This is a genomic window from Pantoea sp. USHLN298 (assembly GCF_037149395.1).
GTDB lineage: Bacteria > Pseudomonadota > Gammaproteobacteria > Enterobacterales > Enterobacteriaceae > Pantoea > Pantoea astica.
Window position 1 is genome coordinate 41,591 of sequence record NZ_JBBCRO010000007.1, and the last position, 23,104, is coordinate 64,694.

Consider the following 23,104-nt stretch of genomic DNA (forward strand, 5'->3'; position numbering starts at 1 on the left):
CGGCTGGCGTTCTCCTCTTCATCGGGGAGAACGCCTCCGTCGCCGCGTCTTAAAACGGCTTATCCCCCAGAACCGTTGCCCGCTGCATGATCCGCCGCGCCGGATAATAATCGGCATTAGCGTAATGCTGGGTCACCCGGTTATCCCAGATAGCCAGATCGTTCGGCTGCCAGCGCCAGCGCACCTGGAACTCCGGCTTAGTAACGTGGCTGAACAGGAACCCCAGCAGCGTCTCACTCTCTTTCTCGCTCAGATCAACAATCCGCGTGGTAAAGCCTTCATTCACAAACAGCGCCTTTTTGCCGCTGACCGGATGGGTGCGGATCACCGGATGCTGCACCGGCGGATGCTTCGCCACCGCCTGCTGCCAGCGCTGATGCTCCTCTGCCGTTTTGCGGTACTTATATTCCTGGAAAGACTTTTTGAAATCGTGCTCGGCGGTCAGGCCAGCCAGCAGCGTTTTAAACGGTGCTGAGAGCGCCTCATACGCAGCAATGCCGCTGGTCCAGAGCGTGTCACCGCCCGCTTCCGGCAGCACCTTTGACGACAGCAACGCGATCGCTGGTGGCGTTTCGATAAACGTGACGTCGGTATGCCAGTTATCGTTATCCGGCGGATTGTCCTGATGCGTATCCAGCACGATGATCTCTTCAACCCCGTCGGCGTGCGGATAGACCGGATGAATGTGCAAATCGCCAAAGCGGATTGCCAGCGCCCGGTGCTGCTCCGGCGTAATCACCTGATCGCGCAGAAACAGCACCTGATGACGCAGCAGACCGTGATAGAGCTGTTCAAACTGCGCATCGCTGAGCGGCCGTGAAACATCAAGGTTAGAAACCTGAGCACCAATATAGGGACCCAGCGGTTGAAAATTCAGACGTTCATTCATGATTGTTCTCCATTCCACGGCGTCAGACGGCGCTGCAGGGCACGTAAGCCGAGTTCTAAACTAAACGCAATCAGGGCGATGACCGCGATGCCCGCCAGCACCACGTCGGTAGCGAGAAACTCGCCGGCTGACTGCACCATAAAGCCGAGACCACGGGTTGCCGCAATCAGCTCCGCCGCTACCAGCGTTGACCAGCCAACCCCCAGACCGATGCGCAGCCCGGTGAGGATTTCGGGTAGCGCGCCAGGCAGGATCACCCAGCGCAGCAGTTGCCAGCGGGTCGCGCCCAACGACTGCGCCGCCCGGATGCGCACCTGTTGGGTATTGCGCACGCCGGCCAGGGTAGAGAGAGCCACCGGCGCAAAAATGGCCAGGTAAATCAGCAGAATTTTCGAGGTTTCACCAATGCCGAACCAGATCACCATTAAGGGCAGATAGGCCAGCGGCGGGATGGGACGATAGAGCTCGATCAGTGGATCAAGCAGGCCACGCGCCACCGGGCTGAGACCCATCAGAATCCCGACCGGAATCCCGATGGCCGCAGCAGCAAACAGCGCGATCAGCATACGGGTCAGACTGGCCGCCAGATGCTGCCACAGCGTGGCATCCATAAAGCCCTGCGGGCCGGCAATCAGCAGCAGTTTGCTGAACACCTGCTGCGGTGGCGGTAAAAACAGGGGCGCGATCAATCCCAGCGCGGTTACGCCCCACCACAGCAGCAACAGCAGCATGACGCTCAGCACGCTTAACGAGAATCGGGTGGAAAACGGCCAGCGTAACCGGCGTCGCACCGGCAGGGTTTTGTCGTTGATTAACGCACTCATGCAAACGCCTCCCGCTGTTCAAACACCCGGCTCAGCACATATTCGCGCTGGGCAATAAACTGCGGATCGGATTTGATACTGCGGCACGGCTCCCCATCGGCAAAGCGCTGACCGAAATCGAGCCTGAGCCGCTCGACAATCCGCCCAGGTCCGGGCGACAGCAGCACCAGATCGCTGGCGAGGAAAATGGCTTCTTCAATGTCGTGGGTGATCAGCAGGATCTGTTTACCGCTGTCGCGCCACAGCGTCAGTAACAAGGTCTGCATCTGCTCCCGGGTAAAGGCATCGAGCGCGCCAAAGGGTTCATCCAGCAGCAGCAGTTGCGGATCGGTCGCCAGTGCGCGCGCAATGCCCACCCGCTGCCGCTGTCCGCCCGACAGCTGCCAGATCGCCCGCTTTTCTGCCCCTTCCAGCCCGACCTGTCTGATCAGGCGGCGGGCGATAGTTTCGCGCTCCTGACGCGCCATACCCGCCAGCTGCAATCCAAAGGCGACGTTATCCAGCACGTTACGCCACGGCAATAACCCCTCATGCTGAAAGACCACGCCGCGTTCAGCACCCGGTCCGGTGACCGGCTGGTTATCCAGCGTGATGCTGCCCGACTCCACCGGCAAAAAACCGGCCACCAGGTTGAGCAGCGTGGTCTTGCCGCAGCCTGACGGCCCCAGCACCACCAGCAGTTCACGGCGATCGAGCTGCAGATTGATATCCTGCAACACCGGTTGCCCGGCATAACGCGCATTCAGATGAGCGATGCGTAGCATGGGCGTCTCCTTAAGGTTTGGCTAACGGCTCAACAAAGCGAGAGGTGACATAACTGCTGTAATCGTTATCCGCCTGCGGCACTCTGCCCTGCGCTTTCAGAAACTGCGCCGTGTCGACAATCGCCTTGTTGACCGGCTTGCCCAGTTGCTCAACCTGCTGTTGCGCCGTCAGGTAGGTGTTGCCTTTCACCAGGCCTGGCACCTGTGCTTCCGGTACGCCGCTCAGGCGTGACAGTTTGCTGAGGTTATCGGGCTGCTTCAGCCAGCTGTCAGGATTGTCGAGATAGGCTTGCTGAGCCGCCAGCGCGCTGCGGGCAAACGCAGTAACGATCTCCGGATGCTGCTGAGCAAAGTCTTTGCGCACCACCCAGACGTCGAGGGTTGGCGATCCCCAGCTACCCACCTGCGCCGAATCGGTTAACACCTTGCCGTTTTTCTCCAGTTCATTGACGGCAGGCGCCCAGACATAGGCACCATCAATGTCGCCGCGCTGCCAGGCGGCAATAATGGCGGGCGGTTGCAGATTGACCAGCTGCACCTGCGACGGCTTGATACCCCAGTGTTTCAGCGCTGCCAGCAGGCTGTAATGGGTGGTTGAAATGAACGGCACTGCGATGCGCTTACCAATCAGATCCTGCGGCGTGGCGATGCTCTTTTTCACCACCAGCGCCTCAGAGTTACCGAGCTGGGAAGCAAGCAGAAATGCTTCGATCGGCAGCTTCTGCGCCGCGGCTACGGCCAGCGGGCTGGAGCCAATATTACCAATCTGCACGTCGCCGGATGCCAGCGCCCGCAGTACGCCAGCGCCGCTGTCAAACTTGCGCCAGTCGACGCTGGCCCCACTCTCGCTGGCGAAACGGTTGTCAGCCTGCGCCACTTTGGCTGGCTCGGCTGACGTCTGATACGCCACGGTGACATTGACCGCATCTGCCCGGAAGGCCAGCAGCGCCAGCGCTGCGGCTAATAACGTTAAACGTGCTGTGACTGCCATGATTATTACCCCACCCTTTTTATGATGGCAGCAGTGTCTCTGGCGGGAATAGTTTCACCAAGGAATTAAAAATTATCCCTAATAGAAATAAGTTCTTAGATCACTATCTGCATAACAAAGTCAAAAAGCGCAAATGCTGAAAAACAGCCGAAGCTCAAAAAATGTCAGGCGCTCACATTCGGCCTGTGTTATTGATATGCGTTCCTGTTTATTGTCTGCAAAGGTCTTTGTGTTCGATGTCGATTGAGAAAGTCGCTCAGCTGGCTGGCGTCTCTAAAGCCACGGTGTCGCGGGTTCTCAACGCCCATCCCGGCGTCAAACCCGATACGCGTGAGAAAGTGCTGTCGGCTATCGCCGCCTGTGACTACCAGCCCAATTTATTAGCCCGGCAACTGCGCACCGCGCAAAGTCACATGTTGCTGGTGTTGATTTCCGATATCACCAACCCATTCTGCTCGCGCGTGGTACAGGGGATTGAGGCCGAAGCAGAGCTGCACGGCTATCACATCCTGCTCTGCCACTCTGCGTCGCAACTCCAGCGCGAAGCCGCCTACCTTACGCTGCTGACCGGCAAAGTGGTGGATGGCGTCATCACGATGGATGCGGCCTCAGGATTGCAGGATCTCCAGAACATCATCGCGGGCGCGCCCTGGGTGCAGTGCTCGGAGTTTGATCCCGCCATTCCGGCTTCCTCCGTCACCATTGATCATCTTGCTGCGGCGCGCGATACCGTGCACTACCTGGCCGGCAAAGGCCGCAAACGCATCGGGCTGGTTAACGGGGATATGCGCTATCTCTATTCACATCACCGTGAACAGGGTTACCGTCAGGCGATAAGTGCGCTGGGACTTGAGTGGTCTGGTGTCGCCTACGCCAGCGATATCTCCACCGAAGCGGGCAGCCAGGCTTTGCAGCAGTTACTCGCGCTGCCGCAGCCGCCGGATGCGGTATTTGCAGTGTCAGATGTGCTGGCGGTAGGCGTGATTCATGCGGCGCTGGAGGCGGGACTGCGGGTGCCGGAAGATCTGGCGGTGGTCGGTTTTGACGGCATTCCATTTACCCGCAGCCTGAACCCGCCGCTGACCACCATCGAACAACCGATGTATCAGCTCGGGGCGCGAAGCGTGCAGCTGCTGTTGCAGAAAATTCGTCAGCCGCACGCGCCGGTGATCCGCGAGGTATTGCCCTGGAGGCGCGTCGAACGCGCCTCCAGTTAACTCAGTGCCAGATGAGCAGAACGCAGGCCGCCGTCAGCAGCCCCATTGAAATATTGAAGATTTTCCAGGCGCGGCGGCTGCGTAAGATACGGCCAATCATCGCGCCGAAGCCCATCCAGATCAGCCCGGACACCAGATTGACGATAAACATGCCGAGACTGATCGCCATCACCGATTGACGATAGGCGTCGCCAGCCAGACTAAAGCTGGCGACCGCGCCCAGTGCCATCAGCCAGGCTTTGGGATTAATCAGCTGCAGTAAGCCACCCTGCCAGAACGGCATCGGTTTAACCGGCACCTGATCGGTATCCAGTTTTTCATAGCTGGCGGTGGCAATTTTCCAGGCCAGCCACAGCAGGTAGAGGCTACCGGCGATTTTCAGCACCAGATGCAGCGAGGGATAGAGCAGAATCAGCCCGCCGACGCCAAACGCCACCATCAGCAGCATCACCTGCATGCCGATCATGATGCCAATCATCAGGGGAAGCGTACGCAGAAAGCCAAAATTGGCACCGCCTGCGGTAAGTAACATATTATTAGGGCCTGGCGTGATCGCGGCGACCCAAAGGAATCCTAACATCGACAAGAAAAGACTGAGTTCCATAGCAATCGGGTGCTCCTCACCCCCAGCAAGCAAAAAACCTATCGAAGCTAACAGTGTGATATGGATCAGACAAGCTTTTACCGAATGAAATTCACCGGACCCGACACCGATCAATTTATCCCGTTAGCGGGTCTGCGCAATGCCCATCTGCAAACGGTGTTGCCCCGTCTGTTGCGGCGGCAGATCAACGTCGATCCGCACTGGCAGCGTCTCGATCTGCCCGATGGCGATTTTGTCGATCTCGCCTGGAGTGAAGATCCGCAGCGGGCGCTGCATAAACCCCGGGTAGTGCTGTTTCACGGGCTGGAAGGCAGCTTCCACAGCCCCTATATCCACGGGCTGATGGCGATCTGCCGCGCGCGTGGCTGGCTGGCGGTGGTGATGCATTTCCGCGGCTGCAGCGGCGAACCTAACCGGCAGAACCGCATCTATCACTCCGGCGAAACCGAAGATGCGCGCTATTTCCTGCACTGGCTGCAATCCCGCTGGGGCCGGGTTCCGACCGTCGCGGTGGGCTTTTCACTGGGCGGCAATATGCTGGGTTGTCTGCTGGGCCAGCAGGGGTCGGATGCGCCGGTTGATGCCGGCGTCATTGTCTCTGCGCCGCTGATGCTGGAACCGTGCAGCATCAGACTGGAGCGCGGTTTCTCGCGCTTTTATCAATACTACCTGCTGGCCCAGCTAAAGAAGAATGCGCGGCGCAAACTGCACGCCTGGCCAGAAACGTTGCCGGTCAATCTGGCGCAACTGAAAGCGTTGCGGCGTCTGCGTGACTTCGATGATGCGATCACCGCTCGCGCCCACGGTTTTATCGATGCCGCTGATTACTATCGGCGTGCCAGCGCCCTGCCCTGGCTGAAACAGGTCGCTAAGCCGCTGCTGATCATTCATGCCAAAGATGACCCGTTCATGAGTGATGAGGTGATACCGCACAGCAGCCAATTATCTGCCACTATTACTTATCAGCTGACCCCACACGGCGGTCACGTTGGCTTTGTCGGCGGGACATTGCGCCAGCCCGAAATGTGGCTTGAACAGCGCATACCCCAATGGATGACCCCTTTTCTGGATACCTGACGTTGTGATTATTCCCTGGCAACAGGTCTCACCTGAGACCCTCGAAAATCTGATTGAAACCTTCGTGCTGCGTGAAGGCACCGACTACGGCGAGCAGGAGCGCAGCCTGAACGAAAAAGTGGCTGACGTCCGCCGCCAGCTGGAAACCGGTGAAGTGGTGCTGGTGTGGTCGGAGCTGCATGAATCGGTCAATATTATGCCGCGCAAAGAATTTCGCGGCTGATGCGCCGATCGGCAATTCATGGTAACAATGCCCATGGCCCGACCTCACAGGGAGCTTTTTTATGTCTGCACGCCATCCGATAATTGCCGTCACCGGTTCCAGCGGCGCGGGAACCACCACCACCAGCCTCGCGTTCCGTAAAATCTTTCAGCAGCTCGATCTGCACGCTGCCGAACTGGAAGGCGACAGTTTTCACCGCTTCACCCGGCCGGAAATGGATATGGCGATCCGCAAAGCGCGCGATCTGGGCCGTCATGTCAGTTACTTCGGTCCGGAAGCCAATGACTTTGGCCTGCTGGAGCAGAGCTTTAAACAGTATGGGCTCAACGGTGAGGGCCAGTCGCGTAAATACCTGCATACCTATGACGAAGCCGTTCCGTGGAATCAGGTGCCGGGCACCTTTACGCCGTGGCAACCGCTGCCGCAAAACACCGATATTCTGTTTTACGAAGGACTGCACGGCGGCGTGGTGACCGCCCAGCATAACGTGGCTGAGCATGTCGATTTACTGGTCGGCGTGGTACCGATTGTCAACCTGGAGTGGATTCAGAAGCTGGTGCGTGACACCAGCGAACGCGGCCATTCGCGGGAAGCGGTGATGGACTCGGTGGTGCGCTCGATGGAAGATTACATCAACTTCATTACGCCGCAGTTCTCGCGCACTCACCTTAACTTCCAGCGCGTGCCGACGGTGGATACCTCGAACCCGTTTGCCGCCCGTGCTATTCCGTCACTGGATGAGAGTTTCGTGGTGATCCACTTCCAGGCGCTGGACGATATCGACTTCCCTTACCTGCTGGCGATGCTGCAGGGATCGTTTATCTCGCACATTAATACGCTGGTGGTGCCGGGCGGAAAGATGGGGCTGGCGATGGAGTTGATCATGGGACCACTGGTGAAGCGACTGGTGGAAGGCAAGCGAATAGAATAAGAGGCCGCAGAGCGGCCCCCGCAGAGATCAGCGTTCGATCACTTCATAGCTGTGGGTAATGGTGACGCCTTTGCCCAGCATGATGGCAACCGAGCAATATTTTTCTGCAGAAAGATCCACCGCGCGTGAGACCGCTTTATCCTGGAGCGCTTTGCCGCTAACGATAAAGTGCAGGTTGATGTGCGTAAAGATTCGCGGCGCCTCTTCACGACGTTCTGAGGTCAGTTTCACTTCACAATCAGCCACATCGTTGCGGCCTTTTTGCAGAATTGAAACCACGTCGATGGCGCTACATCCGCCCGCCGCCATCAGCACCATCTCCATTGGGCTGGGCGCTTTATCACCCGAATTGCCATCCATTAATACCTGATGGCCGGACGACGACTCACCGAGGAATGTCAGCCCTTCTACCCATTTCACTCTTGCCTGCATGATTTTCGCTCCAGAATATGCGGTTTTGCCGTCAGAGTACGCTTTCGCCTGGTAAACAGCAATCCAGAGAAATCCGCTGTTAGCTGAAGCGAGACAACAGAAGACAGTCGGCAAAAGCTGTGCTACAAACAGTGCTGAAAATATTTTTCGTCACCCGATGGCGAAGCCGGGAAGAATGATGCGCACTGCGCCGAATGCAGCCCGAATAATTTCCTGTAAGGGAAACGCTTGAAGCTTTCATCGCCTGACAGGGAAAACTGCCCCCTGTATTTTGGGCACGATTACAACAGAGGATAATAGCGAATGGTTCTCGGCAAACCGCAAACAGACCCTACACTCGAATGGTTCCTGTCCCATTGCCATATTCACAAGTATCCATCCAAAAGTACGCTGATTCACCAAGGTGAAAAAGCAGAAACGCTTTACTACATCGTGAAAGGTTCCGTCGCGGTTCTGATTAAAGATGAAGAAGGCAAAGAGATGATTCTTTCTTACCTGAATCAGGGCGATTTTATTGGCGAGCTTGGCCTGTTCGAAGAAGGTCAGGAGCGCAGCGCCTGGGTACGTGCGAAAACCGCGTGCGAAGTGGCGGAGATTTCCTACAAGAAATTCCGTCAGCTGATCCAGGTTAACCCCGATATCCTGATGCGACTCTCGTCGCAGATGGCGCGTCGCCTGCAGGTTACGTCTGAAAAAGTGGGTAACCTCGCTTTCCTCGACGTCACCGGACGCATTGCTCAGACTCTGCTTAACCTGGCGAAGCAGCCAGACGCCATGACGCATCCCGACGGCATGCAAATTAAAATTACTCGTCAGGAAATTGGCCAAATCGTTGGTTGCTCACGTGAAACCGTGGGCCGTATTTTGAAGATGCTGGAAGATCAGAACCTGATCTCCGCACACGGCAAAACCATCGTCGTTTACGGCACCCGCTAATTCCTGTCACCCACGGCGTGATGGCAACATCGCGCCGTTATTGTTTGTGTTGGGCCGATGTGGCGTCGAATTATTTACCATCCTGAAGTCAATTATGCCTTGCGGCAAACGCTGGTGCTCTGTCTGCCAGTGGCGCTGGGCTGGCTGGCTGGCGACCTGCAAAAAGGTCTGCTGTTCTCGTTAGTCCCCGCCTGTTGCAATATCGCCGGTCTGGATACCCCGCATAAACGTTTCTTCAAACGCCTGATTGTTGGCGGCAGCCTGTTTGCGCTCGGCAGTTTTCTGATTCAGTGGCTGACGCTGCACGCGATTCCTTTGCCGCTGATTCTGTTCGCGATGCCGCTGCTGCTGGGCGTCACCGGTGAAATTAGCCCGTTGCACGGCCGTCTGTTGCCGGGCTCGCTGATCGCCGCCATCTTCACGCTGAGTCTGATTGGCCGTATGCCGATCTACGTACCGCCGCTGCTCTATATCGGCGGCACGCTGTGGTACGGGCTGTTTAACTGGTTCTGGTTCTGGCTGTGGAAAGAGCAGCCGATGCGCGAAAGCCTGAGCCTGATCTACCGTGAGCTGGCCAACTATTGCGACGCCAAATATACCCTGCTGACCCAGCTGACCGATCCGGAAAAGGCCCTGCCGCCGCTGCTGGCGCGTCAGCAAAAAGTGGTCGATCTGATCACCACCTGTTACCAGCAGATGCACATGCTGTCTGCCAGTCGGGATCACAGCCATAAGCGGCTGACCCGTGCTTTTCAGGTGGCGCTGGATCTGCAGGAACATATCTCGGTCAGCCTGCATCAGCCGGAAGAGGTGCAGAAACTGGTGGAGCAGAGCCATGCGGAAGCGGTGATCCGCTGGAATGCCCAGACCATCTCGGCCCGCTTACGGGTGCTGGCGGATAACATTCTCTATCACCAGTTGCCCGATCGGTTTGGCATGGAGAAGCAGCTCGGCGCGCTGGAAAAAATTGCCCGCCAGCATCCTGATAATCCGGTGGGAAATTTCTGTCTTTATCACTTTAACCGCATCGCGCGGGTGCTGCGTACGCAAAAGCCGCTCTATCAGCGTGACCTGATGGCCGATCGCCAGCGCCGTCTGCCGCTGCTGCCGGCGCTGCGCAGTTATCTTTCCTGGCGTTCGTCTGCACTGCGCACCGCCGGTCGTTTTGCCGTGATGCTGATGCTGGGCAGTGCGCTGGCGCTGTTTTTCAATATTCCGAAGCCCTACTGGATTCTGATGACCATTATGTTCGTCAGCCAGAACGGCTATAGCGCCACCCGGGTTCGTATTCAGCACCGGGCGCTGGGCACTTTTGTCGGACTGGTGATTGCCGCCGCCACCTTACGTCTCGCGGTACCGGAGTCGCTGGTGCTGATGATCATGCTGGTGATCACTTTTATCAGCTACCGCTTTACCCGCCAGTTTTACGGCTGGTCGATGATTGGCTTCACGGTGACGGCGGTCTACTCGCTGCAACTGCTGTCGCTGAATGGCGCGCAGTTCCTGCTGCCGCGCCTGATGGATACCCTGATGGGCTGCCTGATCGCCTTCGGCGGGATGCTGTGGCTCTGGCCGCAGTGGCAGAGCGGCTTGCTGCGACAGAACGCCCATGACGCGCTGGAAACTTACCAGGATGCGCTGCGGCTGCTGCTGGGCGCGGAACAGTCGCCGGAGAAGCTCGCTTATCAGCGGGTACGGGTTAATCAGGCGCACAATGCGCTGTTTAACTCCCTGAACCAGGCGATGCAGGAACCGGCTTTTAACGCCCAGTATCTCAAGGATATGCGGCTGTGGGTCACCCATAGCCAGTTCATTGTTGAGCACATCAATGCGATGACGATACTGGCGCGGGAACATACCATGCTGACCGCCACGCTGGCGGAGCGCTATCTGCAGTCGTGCGAAATTGCGCTGCAACGTTGCCAGCAGCGGCTGGAATATGATGGTGCCAGTTCGCAGGTCAATCTGCTGGATGAGCTGGAAAATATTAATGAAGGGCCGGTGACGGTGCTGGAGCAGCATGTGCGCCGCATTCTGGATCATCTGAGCGTGATGCACACCATTTCATCGCTGGCGTGGAGCCAGCGACCACAGCATGGCCGCTGGCTGATCAGACGGTTACGCAAAAACTAAATCAGCCGGCGATCACCTTGCTGACGGCGGTCGCAAAGCGGCGCATACCCTCTTCGATATCGGCGGGCTCGATGATCAGTGAAGGCGCGAAACGCATCACGTCGGTGCCAGCCACCAGCACCATCACGCCTTCCGCGGCGGCGGCATTCAGAATGTCACGCGCCTTGCCGGCGTGTTGCGGCTTCAGCGCCGCGCCAATCAGCAGGCCTTTACCACGAATGTCGCTGAACAGATCGTATTTTGCATCTATCGCCTGCAGCGCGCTGACAAACTGCTGACGCCGGAGATCAACGCCTTCCAGCACCTCAGGGGTATTGATAATATCCAGCGCCGTTTCCGCAATGGCGCAGGCCAGCGGATTGCCGCCATAGGTCGTGCCGTGCACGCCGGGTGCCATAGTCGAGGCGATCTCGTTAGTGGTCAGCATGGCGCTGACCGGAAAACCGCCGCCCAGCGCTTTGGCAGAGGTCAGAATATCGGGCTGCACACCGTAATGCTCATAGGCAAACAGCTTGCCGCTGCGTCCCATGCCGCTCTGCACTTCATCCAGCACCAGCAGCGCCTGATGCTGATCGCACAGGTCACGCAGCCCCTGCATAAATTCCTGCGTGGCGGGCACGACGCCGCCCTCGCCCTGAATCGGCTCAACCACGATAGCGCAGGTGTGATCGTCGATAACCGCTTTCACCGCATCCAGGTCATTAAAGGGAACATGGACGATATCGGCCGGTTTAGGACCGAATCCATCAGAATATTTTGGCTGCCCGCCGACCGTCACGGTAAACAGCGTCCGGCCATGAAAGGCGTTGTGGAAGGCGATGATCTTGCTCTTGAACGGGCTGTGACGTTTGCAGGCGTAATAGCGCGCCAGTTTAAACGCCGCTTCATTCGCTTCGGCACCGGAGTTGGCGAAAAACACCCGATCGGCAAAGGTGGCGCTGATGAGCTTACTGGCGAGACGCAGCGCCGGTTCGTTGGTGAAGACGTTGCTGGTATGCCACAGGGTTTCGCCCTGGCTTTTCAGCGTCTCTACCAGCGCAGGATGGCAATGGCCGAGCGCAGTCACCGCGATGCCGCCAGAAAAGTCGATATACTCTTTGCCCTGCTGATCCCAGACTCGGCTGCCCTTGCCTTTCACCGGCACGAACTGCGCTGGTGCATAAACAGGCAAAATAACGTTATCGAACGTTTCGCGTGTGACCGCAATTTTTTCGGCTGCCATGAGTGACTCCCTTTGAGTGATTGTTGTGCTTCTGTGAAATAATAATCACAAAATATGCATAAAAAATCACTCAAAGGCAAACTATTGCGTCAGGAAATTGTGCAGCAACTGGTGTCCCTGCTCGCTGAGAATGCTTTCAGGATGGAATTGCACCCCTTCCAGCGCCAGGGTTTTATGGCGGATTCCCATGATCTCGTCGGGCTGGCCGTCACGCAGGCTCCAGGCGGTGACTTCAAAGGCGTCGGGTAGCGTATCGCGTTTGACGATTAATGAGTGATAGCGGGTGACGGTGAGTGGGTTGTTGAGCTGGCGGAACACGCCGCTGTTGCTGTGCTGGATCAGCGAGGTTTTCCCGTGCATCACCTGGCGGGCGCGCACCACTTCGCCGCCCCAGGCCTGAGCCATCGCCTGATGTCCGAGACAGACACCCAGCACCGGCAGCCGCCCGGCGAAATGGCGAATCGCCGCCAGTGAAATACCGGCTTCGTTGGGCGTGCAGGGTCCAGGTGAAATCACCAGATGGGTCAGCGGCAGCGCATCCATCTGTTGCAGGGTGATGGCATCGTTGCGCACCACCCGCACCTGCGCGCCCAGCTCACAGAAATATTGATAGAGATTCCAGGTAAACGAGTCGTAGTTGTCGATCAGCAGCAGCATGACGAATCCAGGGTGGTTATCAGCGCCGCTATTCTACGCGGTTACGCCGGCTCGCTCACCACTTTCGCAAAAACCTGCTCCAGCGGCTGCAGGTCACCCGCGACACCGGCCTGATTCGCCGCTAGCCAGTTTTCGGCATCAATCGCTTCCCACGCCAGCAGATAACCCGCATGCAGCGCCAGCTGCTCGAAAAAGATGCGTTGCGCCCGGCCATTGCCTTCACGGAAAGGATGCAGCACGTTGATTTCGCAATAGTAATGCGCAATGCGCTGCACAAACGCATCGCGTGGCAGATCCGCCAGCCCGTTCTCATCTTCCAGCGCCGCCATCAGGGCGTTGCCCTCTTTTTCGATATATTCGAAGTGACAGAAGGGTGTCTCATCACGCCAGATATCAATGGTGCGCAGCTCACCGGCCCAGCTGTAAACATCCTGGAACAGCGTACGGTGGATCAGCCGCAGCCAGGGAAAGCCGGCATTACGCGGACCTAACTCCAGCGTCGCCAGCCGGGCAGCGCTGAAACTCAGCTCGGCTTTACGCAGCTGGGCGGCGTCATGAATATCGAGCAAATTCTTCAGCACGTTGTCGTTGTGCCACAGGTAGGGATCCTGACTGACCGCGATATTAGAGACCATATTGCCTCCTCAGCGACGCCAGGCGTGCCGCCGCCTCATCGCCTTTTAGCGCGGGTTCATTGTGGCTGAAGCCTTCCAGCCGACAACTGGCCTGATAGCTGGCGCTACGCCGCTGCTGCCACAGTGTGGCCTTTTGTTTTTCGGTGAGTTTGTTGGCCATGCCGCCTCCTGCTCCGGTTTTGCCCTAATAAGTATAAGAGCAAATTCTGGCTTTGCCGGATGCGGGAAGGTGTCGCCATCCGCAGATGGCGACCGGACCGTTAAGGCAGAACTTTAGCGGAGAGGATAACTACCGGTTTAGACGGGACATTCTGGTAAGGACCCACATCTTTGGTCGGTACCTGAGAAATTTTGTCAGCCACATCCTGACCTTTCACAATCTTACCAAAGACCGCATAGCCAAAATCACGCTGACCGTGATCGAGGAAGGCGTTATCGGCCACGTTGAGAAAGAACTGGCTGGTGGCGCTGTCTTTATCGGCAGTGCGTGCCATAGAGATAGTGCCACGCAGGTTGCGCAGGCCGTTATCCGCCTCATTTTTGATTGGCGCATTGGTCTGCTTCTGCTGCATGTCGGTGGTAAAGCCGCCGCCCTGCACCATAAAGCCCGGGATCACGCGATGAAAAATGGTGTTGTTGTAGAAACCATTGTTGACGTAATCAACGAAGTTTTTCACCGAAACCGGCGCTTTCTGGTTATTCAGTTCGAGTTCGATGTTGCCGGCAGAGGTGGTGAGCAGGACGTGGGTATCGCCTTTTGCGGCCAGAGCCGAGGCGGAAACAGATGAGAGCGCTAACAGGGTAATTGCCGCTGTTAAAGTACGTTTAAACATGAAAGATTCCTTACCTTGGAGAGCTAGCTCAAAAACGTGATTGATTGTAAAGAGCATGTAATGCAAGCACCAGCGTTTTACCTATATTTACGCTGCGGCTAAAAAAGCGCCAGCGCGCTTCAAACCCTCTCTTTTGCGTGATTAAAATCACACAACACATGAAATGTAGATCTCCAGTTTCACTGGTTGTTTATTAAGATCACAGTTCCGTTTACACTTTCTGACACTTTTTGCCACCGGTTTCCCAACAGGTTCAGAACATGACAAACCGTAATCGTATCGGCCTTACCTGGATAAGCTTTTTCTCGTATGCGCTTACCGGCGCGCTGGTGATCGTTACCGGCATGGTAATGGGCGATATCGCGAAAGATTTCCAGATCCCCATCTCCAGCATGAGTAATACCTTCACCTTCCTTAACAGCGGGATTCTGGCCGCCGTTTTCCTTAATGCCTGGCTGATGGTGATTGTGCCACTCAAGCGCCAGCTGATTTTCGGTTTCGTCCTGATGGTACTGGCGATCATTGGCTTAATGACCAGCCGCGATCTCAGCATCTTCTCGCTCTGCATGTTCGTGCTGGGCGTGGTCAGCGGCATTACTATGTCGATCGGAACCTTCCTGATTACCCACATGTACGAAGGTCGTCAGCGCGGCTCACGTCTGCTGTTTACCGACTCCTTCTTCAGCATGGCGGGCACGCTGTTTCCGGTGCTGGCGGGTATTCTGCTGGCGCGTCAGCTGCCATGGTACTGGGTTTACGTCTGCATTGGCTTCATCTATGTGGCGATTTTCATCATGACGCTGTTTGTTGAGTTTCCGGTGCTGCGCAAGCCGGAAAACAGCCCGACCGTCGAAAAGGAAAAATGGGGCGTTGGTGTGCTGCTGCTGGCGGTTGCCGCGCTGTGCTACATCCTGGGTCAGCTTGGCTTTATCTCCTGGGTACCGGAATACGCTACCAAAGTCATGGGCATGAACATTGATAACGCCGGACAGCTGGTCGGCAGCTTCTGGACCGCCTATATGGTCGGGATGTGGGCGTTCAGCTTCCTGCTGCGTTTCTTCGACCTGCAACGTATCCTGATGGTGCTGGCGGGTCTGGCAACGCTGCTGATGTACTGGTTCGTCAGCAGTCAGGATGCCGGTATGCTGAAGTGGATCATTATGGTGCTGGGCTTCAGCTCCAGCGCCATTTACACCACCATCATTACGCTCGGCTCGCTGCAGACCAAAGTGGCGTCACCAAAACTGGTGAACTTTATTCTGACCTGCGGCACCGTCGGCACCATGCTGACCTTTGTGGTTACCGCGCCGATCGTTGAGAAGAGCGGCGTCCATACTGCGCTGGTCACCGCTAACGGTCTCTATGCCGTGGTGTTTGTGATGTGCGTCCTGCTGGGACTGGTCACGAAACATCGCTCACACGGTCACGTCACTCATTAATCTCTCCGGGCGGCAAAATTTTGCCGCCCTCTTCTTATTAGCGCCGGAAGTTGACGCGCTCCTGCTCCCGCCAGTAAATCTCACTCTCTGCCGGTCTGGTCGCCGCAATCACTTCGCCACGCCGCAGCGAATAGCGCACCGGAACCTGCCGTCTTACCGCATCAAAACCGCTCTCTGCAGGCAGAATGATCAGGCTGGCCTCGTGGCCGCTCTCAATGCCGTAGCCGGACAGATGCAGGGTTCTGGCACTGTTGTGGGTAATCAGATCCAGGCCCGCATCAATCTGTTCGTAACCCATTAACTGGCAGACGTGCAACCCCATATGCAGCACCTGTAGCATGTTCGCGGTGCCAAGCGGATACCAGGGATCGAACACGTCGTCATGGCCGAAGCAGACGTTAATCTCCGCCTCCAGCATCTCTTTCACCCGTGTAATACCGCGCCGCTTAGGATAGTGATCGAACCGGCCCTGCAGGTGAATATTGACCAGCGGATTGGCGACGAAATTAATACCTGACAGTTTTAACAGACGGAACAGCCGTGAGGTGTAGGCACCGTTATAAGAGTGCATGGCGGTGGTGTGGCTGGCGGTGACCCGCGCCCCGTTGCCGTCACGATGCGCCAGCGCCGCCACGGTTTCAACAAAGCGTGACTGCTCATCGTCAATCTCATCGCAGTGGACATCAATCAGCTTGTCGTAGCGATTGGCCAGCGCGAACGTTTTGTGCAGCGACTCAACGCCATATTCGCGGGTGAACTCGTAATGCGGAATGGCCCCGACCCCATCTGCGCCGAGCCGCAGCGCCTCTTCCAGCAACGCTTCACCATTGGGATAAGAGAGAATCCCCTCTTGCGGAAAGGCGATAATCTGAAGGGTTATCCAGGGTGCCATCTCCGCTTTGAGCTCCAGCATCGCTTTTAACGCAGTCAGCGTCGGGTCGGAAACATCGACATGGGTGCGGACAAACTGAATGCCATTGGCGATCTGCCATTTCAGGGTCTGTAACGCCCGCTGCTTCACGTCCTGATGGCTAAGCATCGCCTTGCGCTCAGCCCAGCGTTCAATGCCCTCAAACAGCGTGCCGGACTGATTCCAGGCTGGCTCACCGGCGGTCTGGGTAGTATCGAGGTGAATATGCGGCTCGATGAACGGCGCGCAGGCCAGGCCGCCTTCCCCGTCCAGCGAGGCTTCTGCGGGAGTAGGTTGCTGCGGCTGGGCGGAGAGACGGGCAATCTTGCCGTCCACCACCTCGATTTGCCACAATCCCTCACGACAGGGTAAACGCACGTTATTGATCCACTTAGGTGAAATCATTGCCCGCTCCTTTTCCGGTTAAACGTCTGACGTTAAAGCTAGCACGATTCATCCCGCCAGCATCAGCGCCGATTGTTCCGCTGCCGGACCCATTCAATAAACTCAATTCAAATCAGCTACATACCTCTAAATAGGTATATGGCAGGGCGGTTGATGTATATCAATAAGCGTCCGTAATGGCGCGCTATTGTAGCCGCAGATATCATAAGTTTGAGGCAAAAATGAGCAAGCACAATGTCGTCATTATCGGTAACGGCATGGTCGGTCACCGCTTCATAGAGGAACTGATTGAGAAAGCCGGACCCGACCAGTTTTCGCTAACCGTCTTTTGTGAAGAGCCGCGCGTCGCCTACGATCGTGTCCACCTTTCCGCCTATTTCTCCCATCACACAGCCGAAGAGCTCTCCCTGGTTCGCGAAGGGTATTACGAGCGGCATCAGGTCAATCTGCTGCTGGGTGAACGCGCCATTACCATTAATCGCGATGAGAAGCTGATTCACTCCAATACTGGCCGCGCGGTGCACTACGACACGCTGGTGTTCGCCACCGGATCTTATCCGTGGATCCCGCCGATCAAGGGCGCAGAAGGCAGCGACTGCTTCGTCTACCGCACCATTGAAGATCTGAATGCTATCGAAGCCTGTTCGCGTCGCAGCAAACGCGGCGCGGTGATTGGCGGCGGACTGCTGGGACTGGAAGCGGCAGGCGCGCTGAAGAACCTCGGCATCGAAACCCATGTGATTGAGTTCGCGCCGGTACTGATGGCAGAGCAGCTCGATCAGCAAGGCGGTGAGCAGCTTCGCCGTAAAATTGAGCAGATGGGCGTGCGCGTCCATACCGGTAAAAATACCCAGCAGATCCACCATCATGAACAGGGCGGAAAAACCTTACAGTTTGCCGATGGCAGCGAGCTGGAGGTCGATTTTATCGTCTTCTCGACCGGTATCCGGCCGCAGGACAAGCTGGCGAAGCAGTGTGGATTAGCGCTGGGGCCGCGCGGCGGCATCGCCATTAATGACCAGTGCCAGACCAGCGATAACGCCATCTATGCCATCGGTGAATGCGCCGCCTGGCAGAATCGGGTCTATGGACTGGTGGCGCCAGGCTACAAAATGGCGCAGGTGGCCAGCGATACCCTGCTGGGCCGTGACAACGCCTTCACCGGTGCCGACATGAGCGCCAAACTGAAATTGCTGGGTGTTGATGTCGGCGGCATCGGTGATGCACGCGGCACCACGCCGGGCGCGCGCAGTGTGGTATGGCTGGATGAGAGCAAATCGATCTATAAACGCTTAATTCTCAGTGAAGACCAGCAAACCTTACTCGGCGCGGTGCTGGTGGGCGACACCAGCGACTATGGCAATTTGCTGCAGCTGGTACTGAATGCCATCCCGCTGCCCGCTAATCCGGAAGCGCTGATTTTACCGGCCGGCAGCGGTGAAAAACCGGCCATCGGGGTCGATTCTCTGCCCGACAGCGCGCAGATTTGCTCCTGTTTTGACGTCAGCAAAGGCGACATCATCAGCGCGGTTCAGGGCGGCTGTCATACCGTGGCGGCACTGAAAAGCGCGACCCGCGCCGGGACCGGCTGCGGCGGCTGTATCCCGCTGATCACCCAGGTACTTAACAGTGAACTCAGCCGCCAGGGAATTGAGGTTAATAACCATCTTTGCGAGCACTTCGCCTGGTCGCGTCAGGAGCTGTATCACCTGATTCAGGTTGAAGAGATCAAAACCTTTGACGAGCTGCTGGCGAAATATGGTCAGGGCTACGGCTGCGAAGTGTGTAAACCGACGATTGGTTCCCTGCTGGCGTCGTGCTGGAATGAGTATGTGCTCAAACCGCAGCACGCTCCGTTGCAGGACAGTAACGATCTCTACCTCGGCAATATCCAGAAAGATGGCACCTATTCGGTGATTCCCCGTTCGCCGGGCGGAGAGATCACTCCACAGGGATTGAAAGTAATTGGCGAGATTGCCGAGCGCTATCAGCTCTACACCAAAATTACCGGTTCACAGCGCATTGGCATGTTTGGCGCGCGCAAAGAGGATCTGCCTGCTATCTGGTCGCAGCTGATTGCTGCGGGCTTTGAGACCGGCCAGGCCTACGCAAAAGCGTTACGCATGGCGAAAACCTGTGTCGGCAGTGCCTGGTGTCGCTACGGGGTTGGCGACAGTCTGGGCTTTGGCGTGATGCTGGAGAACCGCTATAAAGGCATCCGCACCCCGCATAAAATGAAGTTTGGTGTCTCCGGCTGTACCCGTGAATGTTCGGAAGCCCAGGGTAAAGATGTCGGCATCATCGCCACCGAGAAAGGCTGGAACCTCTACGTCTGCGGCAACGGCGGCATGAAACCGCGCCACGGTGATTTGCTGGCGGCCGATCTCGATCAGCAAACCCTGATCGCCTATCTCGATCGCTTCATGATGTTCTATATCCGCACTGCCGATCGCCTGCAGCGGACGTCGCTGTGGCTGGAAAGTCTCGAAGGCGGCATCGACTACCTGCGTAAGGTGATCGTTGACGATAAGCTCGGCCTGAACAGCCAGCTGGAGCAGGAGCTGAACCGGCTGCGCGCCAGCGTCAGCTGTGAATGGAAAACCACGCTGGAAGAGAGCAGCAGCCTGGCGCGTTTTGCCCATTTTATCAATTCCCCGCAGCGCGATCCGGCGATACAGGTGGTGGCCGAACGCGATCAGCATCGCCCGGCGCGCCCGGAAGAACGCATCGCCGTGACCCTGATTGAGGAGGCCGACTAATGAGCCAGTGGAATGCGGTGTGTCAGCTGACACAAATCCTGCCCGCTACCGGCGTCTGCGCGCTGGTGAAAGGCGAACAGATTGCCATCTTTCGTCCGCGCAACGACGAACAACTCTATGCCATCAGTAATATCGACCCGTTTGCCGATGCCAGCGTGCTGTCACGCGGCATCATCGCCGAACATCAGGCGGAACTTTGGGTCGCCAGCCCGCTGAAAAAGCAGCATTTCCGGCTGCGTGATGGCTACTGCATGGAGGATGAAACGCGCTCGGTGGCCAGCTGGCCGGTGCGGGTGAATGCCGGCCAGGTTGAAGTTTTCCTCTGATCTCCGTCTGCCGTCCGCCGCTGGCGGACTTTTAGAGGACCGCGTATGGACTATTTTCCGCTGTTTTGCCGCCTGCAGGGCAAACGTTGCCTGCTGGTTGGTGCCGGCGAAGTGGCTGAGCGCAAAGCCCGCCTGCTGCTGGAGGCCGGTGCCGACCTTTTTGTCGGTGCCCGCGATTTCTCGCCTGTCTTCCAGCAATGGGCGCAACAGCAAGCCATCACCCTGTTACCGGGCGAGTTCGATCCACTCTGGCTGACCGATTGCTGGCTGGTAGTGGCCGCCACCAACGACGATGCGGTCAATCAACAGGTGGCCGACGTGGCTGAGCGTCAGCGGATTTTCTGCAATCTGGTCGATGCTCCGCAACAGGCCAGCGCGATTATGCCGTCCATCATTGACCGTTCACCGCTGATGGTGGCGGTCTCTTCCGGCGGGCGCGCCCCGGTGCTGGCTCGCTTACTGCGGGAAAAGCTGGAAGCGATGCTGCCGCAACATCTGGGTCAGCTGGCGCAGCGGGCCGGCAGTTTACGTGTGCGAGTGAAGCAGCAGTTCGCGTCAATTGCCGCGCGTCGCCACTTCTGGGAACGTTTTTTTAACAGTGAACGGCTGGCACAAACCCTGGCCAACGGTGACGACGAACGCGCGCAGCAGCTCACTGACGCGCTGTTTGCAGCCGATTTGCCCAGCCAGGGCGAAGTCACGCTGGTGGGTGCCGGTCCGGGCGATGCTGGCTTGCTGACGCTGAAAGGACTGCAGCAGATCCAGCAGGCGGATATCGTGGTCTATGACCGGCTGGTCTCTGACGAAGTGCTTAACCTGGTGCGGCGCGATGCCGAGCGTATTTTTGTCGGCAAGCGCGCCGGTCATCACTGCGTCCCGCAGGAGGCGATTAATCAGCTGCTGCTGGAGCAGGCGCAACGCGGTAAACGGGTCGTGCGGCTGAAAGGCGGCGATCCCTTTATTTTTGGTCGCGGTGGCGAAGAGCTGGAGTTGCTGGCGCAGCACCAGATTCCGTTCAGCGTAGTGCCCGGCATCACGGCGGCCTCGGGCTGTGCCGCCTACAGCGGTATTCCCCTGACCCATCGCGATCATGCTCAGAGCGTCAGGCTGGTCACCGGTCATGTGCAGAAAGAGGGCTCGCTCTGCTGGCAGACGCTGGCGGCGGAGCAACAAACGCTGGTGTTTTACATGGGTCTGGCACAGGCCGCAGAAATTCAGCATCAGCTGTTGCAGCACGGTATGCGAGGCGATATGCCGGTGGCGCTGGTGGAAAATGGCACCAGCACCCGCCAGCGAGTGATCACCGGCACGCTGGTCGAACTGGCGTCGCTGGCGCAGCAGGTCAGCAGTCCAGGTCTGATGATCATTGGCAGCGTGGTGAGCCTGCGTGACAGGCTGCGCTGGTTTTAACGCGGATATGGCCGGTAAATAACCACGGCCATAGAAGGTAATGCTCGTCAGTTAAGGTTAAATTTGCAAAGGCTGTCACGGTCAAACGTGGCAGCTTTTTTTCTGGGCAGGCGTGCCGAAGTGCGGGACTGAGCGCCTCTGCTCTCATGCCCTTTTAAACTACACGTACTGAAGTTTCAGCGCAGGCTGGGGCCGATCAGGGGCAGGCAATCCGCAGCGCTGAACATTAGCCAGGAGAGCCCGCAGGACGCGGGCGAAAGACGGGATGGTACAGGATGTGCCATCCCCGGCGGTCCGTCAGGCAGAGGAAAGAAGTGAAGGTACCGCGCAGCGGCGCGAGGACCGCCAGCCCCTGAGCGGCACCAGACTGCGTTATCACCTGCCGCTTAACTGACGAGCATTACATCCATAGAACGTGGTTTGATTGAGCAATAAAAAACGGCGGGCAACAGGCCCGCCGTTTTTCTCTCCGCGATGCCGTTACGGCATAGCAACAAAACCCACGGCTTCGTAGACTTTCTTCAGCGTTTCCTGCGCCTGCGCACGGGCTTTCGCCGCGCCATCACGCATCACCTGCTCCAGCAACGCATCGTCGTTGCGGAAGCGATGATAGCGTTCCTGCAGCTCAGTCAGCATACCGGATACCGCATCCGCTACTGCGCCCTTCAGGTGACCATACATCTTGCCTTCGAACTCCTGCTCCAGCTCGACGATGGTTTTACCGGTCACGCCCGACAGAATATCCAGCAGGTTAGAGACGCCCGCTTTCTCTTTCACGTCATAGCGCACCACTGGCGGCTCTTCGGAGTCGGTTACCGCGCGTTTAATCTTCTTCACGACAGATTTCGGATCTTCCAGCAGACCGATGACGTTGTTACGGTTGTCATCTGACTTAGACATCTTCTTCGTCGGTTCCAGCAGCGACATCACGCGCGCACCTGACTTCGGAATAAACGGCTCTGGCACTTTAAAAATGTCGCCATACAGCGCATTAAAGCGATGGGCGATATCGCGGCTCAGCTCCAGATGCTGTTTCTGATCTTCGCCAACCGGTACCTGATGGGTCTGATAGAGCAGAATATCGGCCGCCATCAGCACCGGATAGTCGAACAGACCGGCATTGATGTTCTCTTCGTAACGCGCTGACTTATCCTTGAACTGCGTCATACGGCTGAGTTCACCGAAATAGGCGTAGCAGTTAAGGATCCAGCTCAGCTGCGTGTGCTCTGGCACGTGCGACTGGACAAAGATGGTGCTTTTTTCGGGATCGATACCGCAGGCCAGATAGAGCGCCAGCGTATCCAGCGTTGCCTTACGCAGCGCAACGGGATCCTGACGAACGGTAATGGCGTGCAGATCGACGATGCAATAAATGCAGTGAAAATCATCCTGCATCTGCACCCACTGACGCAGCGCACCCATATAGTTGCCAATGGTCAGTTCGCCGGACGGCTGTGCGCCGCTGAAAACAATGGGTTTCATACTTA

Annotated in this window: 23 protein-coding genes; 10 read left to right on the forward strand and 13 right to left on the reverse strand. The window is 57.3% G+C overall.

Annotation, left to right across the window (positions count from 1 at the left end):
- Window positions 1-49: 49 nt before the first annotated feature.
- Genes tauD through tauA form a run of 4 tightly spaced genes read right to left on the reverse strand, consistent with a single transcriptional unit; the run spans window position 50 to window position 3,468 of the window.
- On the reverse strand, window positions 50-889 hold the full coding sequence (tauD, locus tag WFK59_RS18170) for a taurine dioxygenase (protein ID WP_233986946.1): 840 nt from the start codon (window positions 887-889) through the stop codon (window positions 50-52).
- On the reverse strand, window positions 886-1,713 hold the full coding sequence (gene tauC, locus WFK59_RS18175) for a taurine ABC transporter permease TauC (protein ID WP_233986945.1): 828 nt from the start codon (window positions 1,711-1,713) through the stop codon (window positions 886-888). Before tauC ends, tauD begins: the two co-directional genes overlap by 4 nt.
- The gene (tauB, locus tag WFK59_RS18180; protein WP_336756717.1) at window positions 1,710-2,477 is read right to left on the reverse strand and encodes a taurine ABC transporter ATP-binding subunit; all 768 of its coding nucleotides are present in this window, start codon (window positions 2,475-2,477) and stop codon (window positions 1,710-1,712) included. Before tauB ends, tauC begins: the two co-directional genes overlap by 4 nt.
- A gap of 10 nt (window positions 2,478-2,487) precedes the next feature.
- Window positions 2,488-3,468: a taurine ABC transporter substrate-binding protein gene (tauA, locus tag WFK59_RS18185; RefSeq protein WP_233986943.1), complete on the reverse strand. Its 981-nt coding sequence runs from the start codon at window positions 3,466-3,468 to the stop codon at window positions 2,488-2,490.
- A 236-nt stretch (window positions 3,469-3,704) separates the two neighbouring features.
- On the opposite strand from tauA, the gene WFK59_RS18190 reads away from it, so the two are divergent.
- Entirely contained in the window at window positions 3,705-4,685 is a 981-nt protein-coding gene (locus WFK59_RS18190) for a LacI family DNA-binding transcriptional regulator (RefSeq protein WP_336756719.1), read from the forward strand.
- A gap of 1 nt (window position 4,686) precedes the next feature.
- On the opposite strand, the gene WFK59_RS18195 is transcribed toward WFK59_RS18190, so the two are convergent.
- The gene (locus WFK59_RS18195; protein WP_233986941.1) at window positions 4,687-5,289 is read right to left on the reverse strand and encodes a LysE family translocator; all 603 of its coding nucleotides are present in this window, start codon (window positions 5,287-5,289) and stop codon (window positions 4,687-4,689) included.
- 60 nt (window positions 5,290-5,349) lie between these two features.
- Between WFK59_RS18195 and WFK59_RS18200 the strand changes: the two genes are divergently transcribed.
- From WFK59_RS18200 to WFK59_RS18210, 3 genes are all read left to right on the forward strand, one after another.
- Window positions 5,350-6,366 (forward strand): hydrolase, encoded by a 1,017-nt coding sequence (locus WFK59_RS18200; protein WP_233986940.1) that lies wholly within the window; start codon window positions 5,350-5,352, stop codon window positions 6,364-6,366.
- 4 nt (window positions 6,367-6,370) lie between these two features.
- The gene (locus WFK59_RS18205; protein WP_094120254.1) at window positions 6,371-6,589 is read left to right on the forward strand and encodes a YheU family protein; all 219 of its coding nucleotides are present in this window, start codon (window positions 6,371-6,373) and stop codon (window positions 6,587-6,589) included.
- A 61-nt stretch (window positions 6,590-6,650) separates the two neighbouring features.
- Window positions 6,651-7,520 carry a phosphoribulokinase gene (locus WFK59_RS18210; protein WP_233986939.1) on the forward strand — a complete coding sequence of 290 codons (870 nt, stop codon included), beginning with the start codon at window positions 6,651-6,653 and terminating at the stop codon, window positions 7,518-7,520.
- 27 nt (window positions 7,521-7,547) lie between these two features.
- Here the strand turns inward: WFK59_RS18210 and WFK59_RS18215 are convergent, their stop codons facing one another.
- On the reverse strand, window positions 7,548-7,952 hold the full coding sequence (locus tag WFK59_RS18215) for an OsmC family protein (RefSeq protein WP_094120252.1): 405 nt from the start codon (window positions 7,950-7,952) through the stop codon (window positions 7,548-7,550).
- Between the two features lie 303 nt (window positions 7,953-8,255).
- Here WFK59_RS18215 and crp point away from each other — a divergent pair, with 303 nt between their 5' ends.
- Both crp and WFK59_RS18225 read left to right on the forward strand, forming a co-directional pair.
- The gene (gene crp / locus WFK59_RS18220; protein WP_000242758.1) at window positions 8,256-8,888 is read left to right on the forward strand and encodes a cAMP-activated global transcriptional regulator CRP; all 633 of its coding nucleotides are present in this window, start codon (window positions 8,256-8,258) and stop codon (window positions 8,886-8,888) included.
- Window positions 8,889-8,945: 57 nt separating this feature from the next.
- A complete protein-coding gene (locus tag WFK59_RS18225; RefSeq protein WP_233986938.1) occupies window positions 8,946-11,021 on the forward strand; it encodes a YccS/YhfK family putative transporter in 2,076 nt (691 codons plus the stop codon).
- Window position 11,022: 1 nt separating this feature from the next.
- On the opposite strand, the gene argD is transcribed toward WFK59_RS18225, so the two are convergent.
- The 5 genes from argD to ppiA all read right to left on the reverse strand — a co-directional run bounded on the left by argD (window position 11,023) and on the right by ppiA (window position 14,368).
- Window positions 11,023-12,243 carry a bifunctional acetylornithine/succinyldiaminopimelate transaminase gene (argD, locus tag WFK59_RS18230; protein WP_336756722.1) on the reverse strand — a complete coding sequence of 407 codons (1,221 nt, stop codon included), beginning with the start codon at window positions 12,241-12,243 and terminating at the stop codon, window positions 11,023-11,025.
- Between the two features lie 81 nt (window positions 12,244-12,324).
- A complete protein-coding gene (locus WFK59_RS18235; RefSeq protein ID WP_336756724.1) occupies window positions 12,325-12,900 on the reverse strand; it encodes an aminodeoxychorismate synthase component II in 576 nt (191 codons plus the stop codon).
- 41 nt (window positions 12,901-12,941) lie between these two features.
- Complete coding sequence (locus tag WFK59_RS18240) at window positions 12,942-13,535, reverse strand: putative adenosine monophosphate-protein transferase Fic (RefSeq protein ID WP_336756726.1); 594 nt, start codon at window positions 13,533-13,535, stop codon at window positions 12,942-12,944.
- Window positions 13,525-13,695 carry a YhfG family protein gene (locus WFK59_RS18245; protein ID WP_233986934.1) on the reverse strand — a complete coding sequence of 57 codons (171 nt, stop codon included), beginning with the start codon at window positions 13,693-13,695 and terminating at the stop codon, window positions 13,525-13,527. The genes WFK59_RS18240 and WFK59_RS18245 overlap by 11 nt, the downstream gene beginning before the upstream one ends.
- A 100-nt stretch (window positions 13,696-13,795) precedes the next feature.
- A complete protein-coding gene (ppiA, locus tag WFK59_RS18250) occupies window positions 13,796-14,368 on the reverse strand; it encodes a peptidylprolyl isomerase A (protein WP_094120247.1) in 573 nt (190 codons plus the stop codon).
- A 260-nt stretch (window positions 14,369-14,628) separates the two neighbouring features.
- On the opposite strand from ppiA, the gene tsgA reads away from it, so the two are divergent.
- On the forward strand, window positions 14,629-15,807 hold the full coding sequence (gene tsgA / locus WFK59_RS18255) for an MFS transporter TsgA (RefSeq protein WP_031376798.1): 1,179 nt from the start codon (window positions 14,629-14,631) through the stop codon (window positions 15,805-15,807).
- Between the two features lie 37 nt (window positions 15,808-15,844).
- Here the strand turns inward: tsgA and WFK59_RS18260 are convergent, their stop codons facing one another.
- A complete protein-coding gene (locus WFK59_RS18260) occupies window positions 15,845-17,122 on the reverse strand; it encodes a cytosine deaminase (protein ID WP_233986933.1) in 1,278 nt (425 codons plus the stop codon).
- 221 nt (window positions 17,123-17,343) lie between these two features.
- Between WFK59_RS18260 and nirB the strand changes: the two genes are divergently transcribed.
- The 3 genes from nirB to cysG are packed head-to-tail and all read left to right on the forward strand — an operon-like array spanning window position 17,344 to window position 21,617.
- Complete coding sequence (nirB, locus tag WFK59_RS18265) at window positions 17,344-19,881, forward strand: nitrite reductase large subunit NirB (protein WP_233986932.1); 2,538 nt, start codon at window positions 17,344-17,346, stop codon at window positions 19,879-19,881.
- Window positions 19,881-20,207, forward strand: a complete 327-nt coding sequence (nirD, locus tag WFK59_RS18270) for a nitrite reductase small subunit NirD (RefSeq protein WP_233986931.1) — start codon at window positions 19,881-19,883, stop codon at window positions 20,205-20,207. The genes nirB and nirD overlap by 1 nt, the downstream gene beginning before the upstream one ends.
- Before the next feature lie 45 nt (window positions 20,208-20,252).
- Window positions 20,253-21,617: a siroheme synthase CysG gene (gene cysG / locus WFK59_RS18275; RefSeq protein ID WP_336756729.1), complete on the forward strand. Its 1,365-nt coding sequence runs from the start codon at window positions 20,253-20,255 to the stop codon at window positions 21,615-21,617.
- Window positions 21,618-22,097: 480 nt separating this feature from the next.
- Here the strand turns inward: cysG and trpS are convergent, their stop codons facing one another.
- Window positions 22,098-23,099: a tryptophan--tRNA ligase gene (gene trpS / locus WFK59_RS18280; protein WP_094120242.1), complete on the reverse strand. Its 1,002-nt coding sequence runs from the start codon at window positions 23,097-23,099 to the stop codon at window positions 22,098-22,100.
- Between the last annotated feature and the right edge of the window lie 5 nt (window positions 23,100-23,104).

Bases quoted from the DNA above. Each gene is read 5' to 3' on its own strand.
- tauD (WP_233986946.1), bottom strand. From the start codon at position 889: ATGAATGAACGTCTGAATTTTCAACCGCTGGGTCCCTATATTGGTGCT.
- tauC (WP_233986945.1), bottom strand. From the start codon at position 1,713: ATGAGTGCGTTAATCAACGACAAAACCCTGCCGGTGCGACGCCGGTTA.
- tauB (WP_336756717.1), bottom strand. From the start codon at position 2,477: ATGCTACGCATCGCTCATCTGAATGCGCGTTATGCCGGGCAACCGGTG.
- tauA (WP_233986943.1), bottom strand. From the start codon at position 3,468: ATGGCAGTCACAGCACGTTTAACGTTATTAGCCGCAGCGCTGGCGCTG.
- WFK59_RS18190 (WP_336756719.1), top strand. From the start codon at position 3,705: ATGTCGATTGAGAAAGTCGCTCAGCTGGCTGGCGTCTCTAAAGCCACG.
- WFK59_RS18195 (WP_233986941.1), bottom strand. From the start codon at position 5,289: ATGGAACTCAGTCTTTTCTTGTCGATGTTAGGATTCCTTTGGGTCGCC.
- WFK59_RS18200 (WP_233986940.1), top strand. From the start codon at position 5,350: ATGGATCAGACAAGCTTTTACCGAATGAAATTCACCGGACCCGACACC.
- WFK59_RS18210 (WP_233986939.1), top strand. From the start codon at position 6,651: ATGTCTGCACGCCATCCGATAATTGCCGTCACCGGTTCCAGCGGCGCG.
- WFK59_RS18215 (WP_094120252.1), bottom strand. From the start codon at position 7,952: ATGCAGGCAAGAGTGAAATGGGTAGAAGGGCTGACATTCCTCGGTGAG.
- crp (WP_000242758.1), top strand. From the start codon at position 8,256: ATGGTTCTCGGCAAACCGCAAACAGACCCTACACTCGAATGGTTCCTG.
- WFK59_RS18225 (WP_233986938.1), top strand. From the start codon at position 8,946: ATGTGGCGTCGAATTATTTACCATCCTGAAGTCAATTATGCCTTGCGG.
- argD (WP_336756722.1), bottom strand. From the start codon at position 12,243: ATGGCAGCCGAAAAAATTGCGGTCACACGCGAAACGTTCGATAACGTT.
- WFK59_RS18235 (WP_336756724.1), bottom strand. From the start codon at position 12,900: ATGCTGCTGCTGATCGACAACTACGACTCGTTTACCTGGAATCTCTAT.
- WFK59_RS18240 (WP_336756726.1), bottom strand. From the start codon at position 13,535: ATGGTCTCTAATATCGCGGTCAGTCAGGATCCCTACCTGTGGCACAAC.
- WFK59_RS18245 (WP_233986934.1), bottom strand. From the start codon at position 13,695: ATGGCCAACAAACTCACCGAAAAACAAAAGGCCACACTGTGGCAGCAG.
- ppiA (WP_094120247.1), bottom strand. From the start codon at position 14,368: ATGTTTAAACGTACTTTAACAGCGGCAATTACCCTGTTAGCGCTCTCA.
- tsgA (WP_031376798.1), top strand. From the start codon at position 14,629: ATGACAAACCGTAATCGTATCGGCCTTACCTGGATAAGCTTTTTCTCG.
- WFK59_RS18260 (WP_233986933.1), bottom strand. From the start codon at position 17,122: ATGATTTCACCTAAGTGGATCAATAACGTGCGTTTACCCTGTCGTGAG.
- nirB (WP_233986932.1), top strand. From the start codon at position 17,344: ATGAGCAAGCACAATGTCGTCATTATCGGTAACGGCATGGTCGGTCAC.
- nirD (WP_233986931.1), top strand. From the start codon at position 19,881: ATGAGCCAGTGGAATGCGGTGTGTCAGCTGACACAAATCCTGCCCGCT.
- cysG (WP_336756729.1), top strand. From the start codon at position 20,253: ATGGACTATTTTCCGCTGTTTTGCCGCCTGCAGGGCAAACGTTGCCTG.
- trpS (WP_094120242.1), bottom strand. From the start codon at position 23,099: ATGAAACCCATTGTTTTCAGCGGCGCACAGCCGTCCGGCGAACTGACC.